Source organism: Shewanella sp. BJSY2023SW001 (genome assembly GCF_047314685.1).
Taxonomy (GTDB): domain Bacteria; phylum Pseudomonadota; class Gammaproteobacteria; order Enterobacterales; family Shewanellaceae; genus Shewanella; species Shewanella indica.
Window position 1 is genome coordinate 1 of record NZ_JBKORF010000019.1, and the last position, 12,120, is coordinate 12,120.

General features: G+C 56.2%; 9 protein-coding genes and 1 pseudogene. 3 read left to right on the forward strand and 7 right to left on the reverse strand.

Going from position 1 to position 12,120, the window contains the following annotated elements:
• Nucleotides 1–163 precede the first annotated feature (163 nt).
• The 6 genes from ACMHXH_RS04110 to ACMHXH_RS04135 are packed head-to-tail and all read right to left on the reverse strand — an operon-like array spanning nt 164 to nt 7,184.
• Nucleotides 164–1,783, reverse strand: coding sequence for a BatD family protein (locus ACMHXH_RS04110; RefSeq protein WP_413737650.1), 1,620 nt, complete (start codon nt 1,781–1,783; stop codon nt 164–166).
• Complete coding sequence (locus ACMHXH_RS04115; protein ID WP_335911960.1) at nt 1,777–3,804, reverse strand: vWA domain-containing protein; 2,028 nt, start codon at nt 3,802–3,804, stop codon at nt 1,777–1,779. Before ACMHXH_RS04115 ends, ACMHXH_RS04110 begins: the two co-directional genes overlap by 7 nt.
• Entirely contained in the window at nt 3,801–4,790 is a 990-nt protein-coding gene (locus ACMHXH_RS04120; protein WP_335909989.1) for a VWA domain-containing protein, read from the reverse strand. Before ACMHXH_RS04120 ends, ACMHXH_RS04115 begins: the two co-directional genes overlap by 4 nt.
• Complete coding sequence (locus ACMHXH_RS04125; RefSeq protein WP_215774235.1) at nt 4,784–5,287, reverse strand: DUF4381 domain-containing protein; 504 nt, start codon at nt 5,285–5,287, stop codon at nt 4,784–4,786. Before ACMHXH_RS04125 ends, ACMHXH_RS04120 begins: the two co-directional genes overlap by 7 nt.
• On the reverse strand, nt 5,284–6,228 hold the full coding sequence (locus tag ACMHXH_RS04130) for a DUF58 domain-containing protein (RefSeq protein WP_071475927.1): 945 nt from the start codon (nt 6,226–6,228) through the stop codon (nt 5,284–5,286). The genes ACMHXH_RS04125 and ACMHXH_RS04130 overlap by 4 nt, the downstream gene beginning before the upstream one ends.
• A complete protein-coding gene (locus ACMHXH_RS04135; protein WP_028780795.1) occupies nt 6,228–7,184 on the reverse strand; it encodes an AAA family ATPase in 957 nt (318 codons plus the stop codon). Before ACMHXH_RS04135 ends, ACMHXH_RS04130 begins: the two co-directional genes overlap by 1 nt.
• A gap of 243 nt (nt 7,185–7,427) precedes the next feature.
• On the opposite strand from ACMHXH_RS04135, the gene fadI reads away from it, so the two are divergent.
• From fadI to ACMHXH_RS04150, 3 genes and pseudogenes are all read left to right on the forward strand, one after another.
• Nucleotides 7,428–8,738: an acetyl-CoA C-acyltransferase FadI gene (fadI, locus tag ACMHXH_RS04140; protein WP_044734713.1), complete on the forward strand. Its 1,311-nt coding sequence runs from the start codon at nt 7,428–7,430 to the stop codon at nt 8,736–8,738.
• A gap of 6 nt (nt 8,739–8,744) precedes the next feature.
• Nucleotides 8,745–10,883, forward strand: a complete 2,139-nt coding sequence (gene fadJ, locus ACMHXH_RS04145; protein WP_335911961.1) for a fatty acid oxidation complex subunit alpha FadJ — start codon at nt 8,745–8,747, stop codon at nt 10,881–10,883.
• A 233-nt stretch (nt 10,884–11,116) separates the two neighbouring features.
• Nucleotides 11,117–11,359, forward strand: a pseudogene (locus tag ACMHXH_RS04150) (IS5/IS1182 family transposase); the annotation flags it as partial.
• A gap of 60 nt (nt 11,360–11,419) precedes the next feature.
• Here ACMHXH_RS04150 and ACMHXH_RS04155 read toward each other — a convergent pair.
• Nucleotides 11,420–11,821 carry a hypothetical protein gene (locus ACMHXH_RS04155; RefSeq protein WP_234500824.1) on the reverse strand — a complete coding sequence of 134 codons (402 nt, stop codon included), beginning with the start codon at nt 11,819–11,821 and terminating at the stop codon, nt 11,420–11,422.
• Nucleotides 11,822–12,120 lie beyond the last annotated feature (299 nt).

Sequence of the window (12,120 nt, forward strand, 5' to 3'; positions counted from 1 at the left end):
GATAGAGCCTATCCACGTGCGTTAAAAATGAGTAAAAACAAGTATCCCATTAAGCCTAAGAAAAATGCCGTTCACACTAAGTGAACGGCATTAGGGGGACTGCGGACTTTACCCGGACAAGCACTCAGCCATAGCGTCTAATCGCTATGGCTGAAGCTGTAGATTAAGGATTCAGCGGCGCCAGCGCCGAGGCCGAATCAGCCGCCTTGGAGTATTGGCTCTGGAAGCGTTCAAAGGCTTGCAACAGCGCCGGGAAATACTGAGCGGGATCGCTGCCTTGTCTGCCATAGCGACTGGCCTGAATTTTGGCGACCACGACGGCCAACTCAGGTGCCAGTTTAGGCAGTTCATCGAGTGTGACGCTATGGCCCGTGATATCACTGAGTTCCTGTAGCAATGCCTTGAATACCCGGCTCAAGTCCCCTTGCTGACAAGCCTGAGCCAACCCCGGCCGGGTTTCGCTTGTTTGAGCTTGCGGCTCTGTTGACGGAGCGGCTATCGCTTGTTGTTTACGCGCCTTTAGCCACAGCACACAGGTGGCCAGCCACAGCAACGCAAACAGGGCGGTCAACCAAGGCCAGAAGCCGGCACTGAGGTTTGGTTCTTCCTGCGGTGGGTTGATGACGGGCTGTGGCATATCGGCAGCGGGGGCCACCTGGATAGTGCGCGCCGGCAGCAGGGCGAACTCCTGCTGCTTTAAATGCGGATTCCACCAAGGCACCTTGATCTCCGGCAGGGTATAACTCCCCGGTTTGGAGGGCACTATGGCAATGGTTTGGGTCAGTTGAGACACAAGTTGGTTGTCGCGAACGAAGGTCTTGCGCTGCGCCTTTTCCGGATAGCTCTTGAGATTGTCCGGCAAGCTCAGTTTCAGCTCCGGCAGGCTGGTTTCATCGGCATTGGATGCCAGCAGTGTCAGGTTGCGGGTAATAGGGCGACCCACTTCAAAAGTCTGCTTGTCGTCCCATTCCTCTTTGAGCATCACCAGATCCGATACCAGCCAGTCGCCGTGATATTCGGCCGGGATCGGCTTGATGCTGACCAGCATGCTGTCACTCTGGGCCTGCATGGGGCGACTTTCCTGAAAGGCGAACATGCCGCGTCTTGGGGTATCGACCAGCACATCTCCCGAGAAGTTGGCACCGGAAATCGCCAGTTCGCCGGGTTCATCGGCTATGATGCCGTAGCTGCGCTCTATCACCCGAAAACGGCGACCGTTGACTATTTCACTGCTTTCTTTATCCTCGCCGAGCTGTTTTATCTGGGCACCGCTGATGGAGGGGGCCGACAACACTCCACGCTGCAGCTCAACGGCCAGAAAGAGTTTTACCTTGTAGGTGAGCAGCTGGCCGACATAGGCCTCCTTGGCCGAGATACTGGTACGCAGGAACAGGTATTTTTGCGCCTCCGGGCGGCTACCGGCCGGCATTACCTTCAATTCGATGGCATCGCTGCTGACGCCATCGATACTCAGGGCCGGAATAGTGACCTGACCTGTGGTTTTGGGGGTCAGCATCACTTGCCAACGGGTTTCCTTGCGGGCATCAAAATTGATGATTTGGGTACTGCGACTGACGCTGGTGCGGCCGACGATAAAGTCTTTCAACAGGGCCGAGGTGTCCAGTGCCTGGGCTTCGAGTTCATCATCTGCCACCACGGACAGCATAAAGTACTCGCTCTCGGTCACGGGATTGCGATCGACCGAGGCCTGAAGCTGTGTCAGTGCCAGTGCCTTGAGCGGCAGCAGGCACAGAAGCAATAGAGGAATAAGTCTAGTTACCACTGTTCATTGTCCTTGGGTGTCTCGCCGCGCTGGCGGCGTTTTTGATACTCGAGTTGCATCTTGTTGCGCAGCAAAGTGGCCGGGTCATCCACCAATGCCTTCAGCGCCCGCTCCATTTCGGGGGGCAGGGGCTCGGTGTCATCGAGTGACGAGGCGGCAACTTGTGCCTTAACCTGATCATCGCTTTGCTCATCGTTTGGCCCCTGTTGTTGTTCGGCAAGACTCGCCGAGTTGGCCTTGTCGGCATCAGACTCAGAGCCATCCTGCTTAGCTGCACCGTTTTGACCTGCAGCTGTGCTTGACTCATTTTGCGGCTCTTGCTCTTGTGGCAATGAAGCCTGCATCTCAGGCTCAGAGTCTGCGCCGGTGTTATCCTCGGCATTCTGCGGGTTCTGAGCGCCTTCGGCGTCCTTCTCGGCGGCATTGTCAGCAGCATTTTGCGAGTCGGCAGCGGATGGAGCGCTATTCTCTTTGTTAGCGTCTTTATCTGAGCCCTGGTCCGAGTCCTTGCTTGAGCCTTGGTCGGCTTGGCTGTTTTGACCTTGCTCTTTGTCCTGGTTTTGGCCCTGGCTGTTGTCACCCTGGGCGCTGTCCTGACTGTCCTGACTGTCCTGACTGTCCTGACTCTGATCCTTGCCGGACTGAGAACCTTGTTGCTGTTGAGCCTTTTGTTGCTCGCGCAGTTCATCGGCTAAGACCTTATTTGCAGCAGCATCCTGCATTTGGGGATCTTTTTTCAGCGCCTCTTTGTATCTCTTGGCAGCCTCCTCGAATTGGCCAAGCTGCATCAGGGCATTGCCTTGGTTGTATAAGCCTGTGGCACTGCCATCTTGCTCGAAGGCTTGCAGCGCACCCTGATAATCGCCGCTGCGGTAGCGGGCGCTGCCTTGCCAGGCGGGGTCAATAAACTTGTCGGCGGCAGTGGCAAAATCCTCTTGCTTGAATGCCTGCATTCCCTGCTGATCTCGGGTTTGCCAAAGGTCATCCCAGCCGCTTGCCTGGCTAGATGGGCTGACAAGCAGGCCAAGGCTCAAGGGCAGCAATAGCACCGGCAGGCCGCTGCGAAAGCTTAAAAGCAGCGGCAACAACAGCAAGAATGCCAGATAGGGGCCAAGGTCGACCCAGGTATCGCCGGCAAGATCTGTTTCTGTGGCATCCGAGCTGGTGGCGAGCCACTGCACCAGCGTTTGCAGATCCTTGCCGTCGTTGCTGTAGGGCACCAAAATGCCGTTCCCGGCACTCGCCAGCTCGCTGAGCATGCCAAAGTCGGTGGCCGGTACTACCACTTCATTTCGGCTGTCCTTGAGCAGTTGCCCATCCGGCAGCCTTATCGGTGCACCCTGGGATGAACCTATCGCCAGAATGCCCAAGCGGTAGTGACTGCCCTCAATCGCCTGTCTGGCGGCGTTGAGCTGACGGCTGCCGACGCCATCTGTCATCAAGATGATATCGCCCTGCAGGTGGCCGCCCTGGCTGAGCAGCTCCTTGGCTTTCTCCAGCGCCGCGGTTAAATTGGAGCCGCGCACTGGCATGATGGCCGGGCTCAGGGTTGGCAACAGATTGAGCAGGGTGTTGCGATCCCGGGTCAAGGGGCTGATGACAAAGGCGTCACCCGCGTAGGCCAGCAGGGCGGTTTCCCCCTCATTGAGTTGCCCCAGCAGATCCGTGGCGCGGAACCTGGCCTGGGTCAAACGGTTGGGGGCGGCGTCTGTGGCATACATGGACAAAGACATATCCATCACCAGCACCCTTCCTGTGCTGCTGGCAAATACCGGCAGGGGTTTCTTGTAGAGCGCCGGGCCGCTTAAGGCCAGTACCGCCACCAACCAGGCCAGACCAAGCCAGGGCAGGCGGTTTTGGCGACTTTTGCTGCCTTGGGTCAACAGCAGTGGCGCCAGATGCGGCGCAATATAACGATCCCAGTCAGATTGACCCGCTTGGCGGCGACTTTGCAGCACTAACAGCAATGCCAGTGGCACTAAGGCCCACAGCCATTCGGGACGGATAAAGTGCAAACTCATGATTTCCTCCCCCAAGGCCTTGGCCAGACGCTGAGCAACAGGCTTTGCAGCTGCAATAGTACGCTCAGCGCCAGCGCCAGTCCCAGCGGCCAGTAAAACAGCTCGGATTGCGGCCGGTAACTGAGGGCGTCACGGCTGACGGGCTCCAGCTTGTCGATTTCCTGATAGATCTGTTCCAGTTCTTCGGTATTCCGGGCACGGAAATAGCGCCCCTTGGTGGCATCGCTTATCCGTTGCAGCTGGGCTTCATCCAGATCCATCGAGGGGTTGACCCGCTCACGGCCAAACAGGGTGCGACGCTCCATCACATCGGCGCCCACACCTATGGTGTAGATGGTGATGCCGCGCTTGGCGGCAATGGCGGCGGCCTGATCCGGCACTATGCTACCGGCATTGTTGGAGCCATCGGTCAAGAGCACCAACACCCGGTTGCTGTCTTTGACCTTATCGAAGCGTTTTACCGCCAGGGCAATGGCATCGCCAATGGCGGTCTGTTTGCCCACCAGGCCGATTTGAGCTTCCTTGAGATACTGAGCCACAGAGCGTCTGTCCTGAGTCAGTGGCGCCTGCAGGTAGGCGGCATCGGCAAACAATATCAGGCCGATACGATCGCCGGCGCGGCGCTCGATAAAGTCGCTGACCACTTTCTGGATCAGGGTGAATCTGTCTACCGCTTTGCCATCGAGCACCATGTCTTCAATCTGCATACTGCCGGAGAGATCCACCGCCAGCATCAGGTCCCGCCCCTCTGTGGGCAGCTCTATGGGCTCGCCGAGCCACTGTGGCCGGGCGATCGCCAGTAATAACAGGCACCACAACAGCCAGAGACTCAAGGGCGCTCTGCGTTTGCTTTGTTGCTGCTCGCGGGCATGGGCATCGACGCCGGGCAGTTGCAGTTGACCACCGCTGTTGACTGCGGGGCGATAGGCAAGCAGCAGCGGCAATGGAATAAGCAGCAGTAACCAGGGCCAATGGAGGGTCAGCATCTTGGTTTACCTCCCTTGGCAAAGTGTTTCGGTGCGCACTTGAGCCAGCAAACACAAAGCGCCCGCAACTCGGCAGGGGCTGCGCTCGGTTGACCACTGTATTGATTTTCGAGCAAAGAGGCGAAGCGCCCACGCAGCTTGGCTGGCAGTGCGTTATCCAGATACTCGGCCCAGGGGTTACCGCTGAGTCCGGCCACCTGGGCACGCTCACCATAGCTGATGGCGGTGCGTTTCAATAATGCACTCATCTTGGATAGCAGCTCCGGGTCCTGGTCCTGCAACTGCATCAGTTCAGTCATGGCGGCTTGAGCCACCGCCTTGTGAGCCTTGGCTGTCTGCAGGCGCCGATAGCCAAAGAATGCCGCGGCGCCAAGCAGTAACAAGGCCAGCAGCATCAGCAGCCAAATACCGGGAGCCGGAGGCCAAAAGGGCACCTCGGCCGGTAGTTGAATATCCTTGAGCGCACTCAGCGCCGGATTGGCTTGATTGGGATTCATCTTAACAGTGTCAATTGTTGATTGAGGCGCCGGCCGGCATCCAGAGTGCGAACCGGGACCTTGAGTTGTTGCATCAGGGTATCAAACTGCGTCAGGTTGGCGCGCTGACGACCGAGCCAGGCATCATAACCGCTGCGATCCAGGATCAGGCTGCGGCCCGACTCCCGTACCGGCAGGGCAAACTGCCGCGGCAGCTCGAGTGTGCCTTGGCGCATGGGATCTGTTACCACAAAGGCCGCCAGCTCGCAGTGGCGTTTGAGTTCCGACAGCGCCTGCTGACATTCGCTGCCAAAACCGTTGCCGTCTGTGATTATCCAGATAAGGGAGCCGGGTTTGGCCAGTCGTGCCAGACGTTGACAGGCCTGGAGCATTAACGCCTGACCATCTTCATGGGGGCTGTCCAGCGCTTCGAGCTGCGACTTGTGTACCGCCACCAGCGCCGATATCAGTGCCAGGATCCCCTGGTTGCGTGCTCTTGGCTTAAGCTCTCTGTGGGCGCTATCGCCCACCACCAGCGCGCCGAGACGGTCGCCCTGCATGATGGCATTCCAGCCCAAGGTCGCCGCCAGATGCGCCGCCTGTACCGACTGTAATAATAGCTGGGAGCCGAAATAGAGGCTGTGCTTCATATCCACCAACAGCAGAATAGGGCGTTCACGCTCCTCGACAAACAGCTTGGTATGCGCCTTGCCGGTGCGGGCTGTGACCCGCCAATCTATGGTGCGGACATCATCACCCTGTTGATAGTGGCGCACTTCGGCAAATTCCATGCCGCGGCCCTTGACCAGGCTGGCCCTGTGACCGGCCATGGCCGCGCGGGCTTTTCCCTGCCTGTCACCCAGAGCGCGGGCGATATTCTGGCAGGCAAGCAGCTCGGCCTCACACAGGTGGAGGCCGTCGGCAAACAGTGGCAGTGAAGAGTCTGTTGTTGCGGCTTTCATCAGGGAACGGCCACCTGATTGAGCACATGGTCAATCACCTGATCGCGGCTGACCCCTTCGGCCTGCGCCTGATAACTCAGCAGCAAGCGGTGGCGCAGTACATTGGGCACCACGGCTTGAATATCTTCAGGGGAGACAAAGTCACGTTCATATAACCAGGCGCGGGCGCGGGCGCAGCGCTCGATGGATTGGGTCGCCCGCGGGCTGACGCCGTATTCCAGCCACTTGGCCAACTGGTCGCTGTAGCGCTGAGGCTGACGGGTCGCCATCACCAAGTCAACAATATAACGCTCCAGCGGCTCGGCCAGATACAGCTCCAGCGCCTGCTCCCGGGCGAGGAATACTTCCTGCTGGCCTATGGGAGTGACTTTCTCCATGCCGTGGGTCTTGGCTTCGCTGCGGGACAAACGCAGGATCTCAAGCTCAGTGTCTGCTTCCGGGTAATCCAGGTTCAGGTGCATCAGGAAGCGGTCAAGCTGGGCTTCCGGTAGCGGGTAGGTGCCCTCGTTTTCCAGCGGGTTTTGGGTCGCCATCACTAAAAACAGCGGCGGTAACTTGTAGGAGTGCTTGCCCACTGTCACCTGGCCTTCGGCCATGGCTTCCAAAAGGGCCGACTGCACCTTGGCCGGGGCACGGTTGATTTCATCCGCCAGAATAAGGTTGTGAAATATCGGCCCCGCCTCAAATTCAAAGGTCGCGGTTTGGGCGCGATAGATGTCGGTGCCGGTCAAATCGGCCGGCAGCAGGTCCGGGGTAAACTGAATGCGATGAAAGTCGCCTTCAATGCCATCACACAGCGCTTTAACGGCCCGGGTCTTGGCCAGCCCCGGTGGTCCTTCCACTAACAGGTGGCCATCGGCTATCAGAGCGATAAGCAGGTTTTCGGTCAAAATTGGCTGACCTATGATCACTTGATCCAGATAGGTCCGCAGTGCATGAAATCGACTCAAAGGCATGATGCTACTCGTTTTATTTTAAGGCCCAACTATAGACAGCGGTTATGGTAAAGAATTCCCTGCGCCCTTGGCTAGTGTTAAAAAAACAAACAAGTGTTTAAAACCGGCCAACAAGAAGTTAGAATCAGATCACACTTTTAATGGTCAGACCTGTTTAGGGCAGTACGGGTCTCTTATGGAAAAACAATAAAGCGCAGTGTCAGGGCCATTTTCGGCGTGCGCTGCTTAATAAGAGGGTGACAAATGAGTGACAGACAACAGGTAACCAATGCCAGGGGCGAGCGGATTGCCATAGTGGCCGGTCTGCGTACCCCGTTTGCCAAACAGGCGACGGCGTTTCACGGCGTGTCGGCGCTGGATATGGGCAAGATGGTGGTCAATGAGCTGCTCAGTCGCAGTGAATTGGACCCCAAGCTGATTGAGCAGCTTGTCTACGGCCAGGTCGTACAGATGCCGGCCGCGCCCAATATTGCCCGTGAAATTGTTCTGGGTACCGGCATGAATTTGCACACAGATGCCTACAGTGTTACCCGTGCCTGTGCCACCAGTTTTCAGTCCACTGTCAATATTGCCGAGTCGATCATGACGGGCAATATCGAAATAGGCATAGCCGGGGGCTCGGATTCCTCCTCTGTGCTGCCTATCGGGGTGTCCCGCAAGTTGGCCCATGCCTTGGTCGATCTCAACAAGGCCCGTACCCTGGGACAGAAGTGGAACATAGTTCGCCGTCTGGGGTTTAAAGATCTCTTGCCTGTGCCGCCTGCTGTGGCCGAATATTCTACCGGCCTGTCCATGGGGCAAACCGCCGAGCAGATGGCCAAGAGCCACGGCATCAGCCGTGCCGATCAGGATGCGCTGGCCCACCGCTCTCATACCCTGGCGAGCCAGAGCTGGAATGAAGGCAAGCTCAAGGATGAAGTCATGGTGGCTCATGTGCCGCCCTACAAGAGTTTTATCGAGCGTGACAACAATATCCGCGACAACTCGTCCCTTGAGTCTTACGCCAAACTCAGACCCGTATTCGACCGCAAACACGGCAGTGTCACTGCCGCCAACAGTACCCCGTTGACCGATGGCGCCTCTGCGGTGATCCTGATGAGTGAAGGCCGAGCCAAGGCGCTGGGTTACACCCCCATTGGCTATATCAAGAGCTATGCTTTCAGCGCCATAGATGTCTGGCAAGACATGCTGATGGGGCCATCCTACGCCACGCCACTGGCGCTGAAACGCGCCGGTATGCAGCTCGAAGATCTGACCCTGATAGAGATGCACGAAGCCTTTGCCGCCCAGACTTTGGCCAATATGAAGATGTTTGCCTCGAAGAAGTTTGCCGAGGAAAAACTCGGTCAGAGCCGCGCCATTGGTGAAATCGATATGAGCAAGTTCAACGTGCTCGGCGGCTCGCTGGCCTATGGCCATCCGTTTGCGGCCACGGGTACTCGCTTGATCACCCAAGTGTGTAATGAACTGAAGCGCCGCGGTGGCGGTACGGGTCTGACAACTGCCTGTGCGGCCGGTGGTCTGGGTGTGGCAATGATAGTGGAAGTGGAGTAATTGCAGATGGAAAACAGCAACAAGAGTTTTAGCCTCAACCGCCGCGACGACGGCATTGCCATTCTTTCCATGGATGTACCCGGCGAAAGCATGAATACCCTCAAGGCCGAATTCGGCCCTGAGATCAGTGCCTTGCTGAGCGAAATCAAAACAGACAGCAGTATCAAGGGCTTGGTGATCATTTCAGGCAAGCCCGACTCCTTCGTGGCCGGCGCAGATATCTCCATGCTCGATGCCTGTCAAAGCGCCGCCGATGCCCGCGAGCTGTCGAGCTCAGGGCATAAGGTGTTTGCCGAACTGGAAGGGCTGAAAATTCCTGTAGTCGCAGCCATTCACGGCGCCTGTCTCGGTGGCGGCCTCGAGCTGGCACTGGCTTGTCATCTGCGGGTGTGCAGTGACGACAAGAAAACCATGTTGGGGGTGCCGGAAGTTCAGCTCGGTCTGCTGCCGGGCGGTGGTGGAACCCAGCGTCTGCCACGCCTGGTGGGGATCACCACAGCGCTGGATATGATGCTTACCGGTAAACAGGTACGCCCCAAGCAGGCGCTGAAGATGGGGCTGGTGGACGATGTGGTGCCCAAGTCGATTCTGCTGGAGGCGGCGGTTGAACTGGCATTGGCTGGCAAAGCCAAGCGCGGTAAAGGCAAAAATAATCAACCTATGATGAACAAGCTGCTCGAAAGCAACGGCTTTGGGCAGAAAATCATCTTTGATCAGGCCCGTAAACAGGTTGCCAGAAAAACCCAGGGTAACTATCCGGCGCCGGACAAGATCATCGACTGTGTGCGGGTGGGGATGAGTCAGGGGATAGAGGCAGGTTTGGCCACAGAGGCGCGCCATTTCGGCGAGCTGGTGATGACGCCCGAGTCGGCGGCGCTGCGCTCCATCTTCTTTGCCACCACAGAAATGAAAAAGGAAACCGGCGCCGAAGGTGCTGAGCCCAGTCCGGTTCACAAGGCCGTAGTGCTCGGCGGTGGCCTGATGGGCGGCGGTATCGCCTCAGTGACCACTACCAAGGCCAAAATCCCGGTGCGGGTCAAGGATATCAGTGAGCAGGGACTCAGCAATGCGCTGGGCTATGCCTATAAGTTGCTGGATAAGGGCGTCAAGCGTCGGCATATGACCCCGGCGGTGCGCGATAAGCAGATGGCCTTGATGACGACGACTACAGACTATGTTGGGGTCAAGGATGCCGACATAGTGGTCGAGGCGGTATTTGAGGATCTCAATCTCAAGCATCAAATGGTGCGGGATATCGAGCGCGAATGCGGTGAACACACTATTTTTGCTTCCAACACCTCGTCGCTGCCCATAGGTCAGATTGCCGAAGCCGCCGCCAGACCGGAAAACGTCATCGGCCTGCATTACTTCTCGCCGGTAGAGAAGATGCCGTTGGTGGAAGTGATTGCCCACGATAAAACCTCGTCCCAGACGATAGCCACCACAGTGGCCTTTGCCCGCAAACAGGGCAAGACGCCGATAGTGGTGAAAGATGGCGCCGGTTTCTATGTTAACCGTATTCTGGCGCTCTATATGAATGAAGCGGCGCAGCTGCTGCTCGAGGGCAACAGTGTCGAGAGCCTGGATAAGGCGCTGGTGAAGTTTGGTTTCCCGGTCGGCCCTATCACTCTGCTCGATGAAGTGGGTATTGATGTGGGCGCCAAGATTTCGCCGATACTCGAAAAAGAGTTGGGTGAGCGTTTCGCTGCCCCCTCTGCTTTCGATAAGCTGCTCGCCGATGACCGCAAGGGGCGCAAGAACGCCAAGGGCTTCTATCTCTACGGTCCCAAAGCCGGCAAGAAGAAGGAAGTGGACAAGAGTGTTTATCAGGTGCTGGGGATAGCGCCGGGTGTTGGCGCCGAAAATGCCAACCTGGCAGAGCGCTGTGTGGTGCAGATGCTCAATGAAGCGGTGCGGTGTCTGGAAGAGGGCATCATAGCCTCTGCCCGCGATGGGGATATTGGCGCCATCTTCGGCATAGGTTTCCCGCCTTTCCTCGGTGGGCCTTTCCACTATATAGACACCATGGGCGCCGATCAGTTGCTGGCTAAGCTGGAACGCTTCCAGAGCCGCTTCGGCGACAGATTCGCCCCGAGCGAATTGCTCAAGACCATGGCCGCAGAAGGACGACGCTTCTTCGACTGACACTGATTGGAATGGCTGTTCTTCGAATCGCCTTTGAGTAACAGCCTTTGAGTAACAGCCTTTGAATAACAGCGCTGCTTTAGTGTAAAAGCGGCCTCAGGCCGCAAACCTCCAACCAAACGCCCCGGTAAGGCTGTAAATCACCGGGGCGTTTTTTTATATTTTTCGCAGTCTGGAGTGAGCTAAAAATGAGATCGGCACAGAGTAGACAAGGGGAACCAAGACGAAAAAGGGAACCAGGACATCCTCGAAATAAGACTGTGGATGCACTCAAGGCAGAAGAGTTGAAGCAATGGAAGTTGATGAATAACTGCCATCTGCGCTCCTTGTCCGAGAGCGCCATGTATCGCGATAAACAACTTATCAGTGCCAAATTAAGCCTGCGTGATTATAACGGACAGGTGGGTGAAGCATTGGCTGGCGTTAAGGCATTAAACAAAGTCATAAGACTTGGTAGGCCTGTTCGCCCGACAATCTTTTTCAGGAAGGGGAAAACAAGTAAGAAACTGGGCCTAGAACGGCCCAGAACTTGTTACTTAACGTTGGGTTTCATGTTTACCATTGCCATTACCAATATAGCGTTGCGAAAACAAAGTAGTCTGCCATCCACTACTGGTATAGAGCTGTTCCCAGGTATATACCCACCCTCCACGAGTTTGCACTATTGTCCTTTTATCTCCTTCAATAGGAGTGTTTGGAACCGGAACTGAGAGGGTATCCACTTCTTTTGGCGATGATGTGCAAACCTTCCCTGAATAAGTAACCTGGACCTCAATACTTGGGTCAAAGTTTGGGTCGTCTATGCCATCCTGCACGGAGTAACCACTGGCTACAAACTCTGTATCGTTGGTAAGGCAAAGTCTATTGTCGCTCGCTAACGTGGTTTGAGAGAACACAACAGCCGAAATCAATGCCATTGCCACACTTATATTTTTCATATCAACTCCTTATGATTAACTAAAGTGCAACATCATGCTATCCGCTGTATGCTTTTTGTCCATATCACTAAAGTATTATCTCAGTAACACTTTGTATCATCCTACTGATATTTAAGCCCTTTAGCGGATAGCTTTAGTGGCCAAATTAAGGTGATATTCTGATCGGAATAGGTACAAAAAAGAGTACAGCCTCAGAAAGTAAAGGCGCGTAATATCATGAATTAAAATGGTTTTTTGTGAGCGGGCTGGTTTAAATGGCTTTGGTCGTCAAATCCTGAGTCCTGTGGGATCTGAACGGG

What these genes read in the sequence shown, in the direction of transcription:
- ACMHXH_RS04115 (WP_335911960.1), bottom strand. Translation starts at nt 3,804, where the DNA reads ATGAGTTTGCACTTTATCCGTCCCGAATGGCTGTGGGCCTTAGTGCCA.
- ACMHXH_RS04120 (WP_335909989.1), bottom strand. Translation starts at nt 4,790, where the DNA reads ATGCTGACCCTCCATTGGCCCTGGTTACTGCTGCTTATTCCATTGCCG.
- ACMHXH_RS04125 (WP_215774235.1), bottom strand. Translation starts at nt 5,287, where the DNA reads ATGAATCCCAATCAAGCCAATCCGGCGCTGAGTGCGCTCAAGGATATT.
- ACMHXH_RS04130 (WP_071475927.1), bottom strand. Translation starts at nt 6,228, where the DNA reads ATGAAAGCCGCAACAACAGACTCTTCACTGCCACTGTTTGCCGACGGC.
- ACMHXH_RS04135 (WP_028780795.1), bottom strand. Translation starts at nt 7,184, where the DNA reads ATGCCTTTGAGTCGATTTCATGCACTGCGGACCTATCTGGATCAAGTG.
- fadI (WP_044734713.1), top strand. Translation starts at nt 7,428, where the DNA reads ATGAGTGACAGACAACAGGTAACCAATGCCAGGGGCGAGCGGATTGCC.
- fadJ (WP_335911961.1), top strand. Translation starts at nt 8,745, where the DNA reads ATGGAAAACAGCAACAAGAGTTTTAGCCTCAACCGCCGCGACGACGGC.
- ACMHXH_RS04155 (WP_234500824.1), bottom strand. Translation starts at nt 11,821, where the DNA reads ATGAAAAATATAAGTGTGGCAATGGCATTGATTTCGGCTGTTGTGTTC.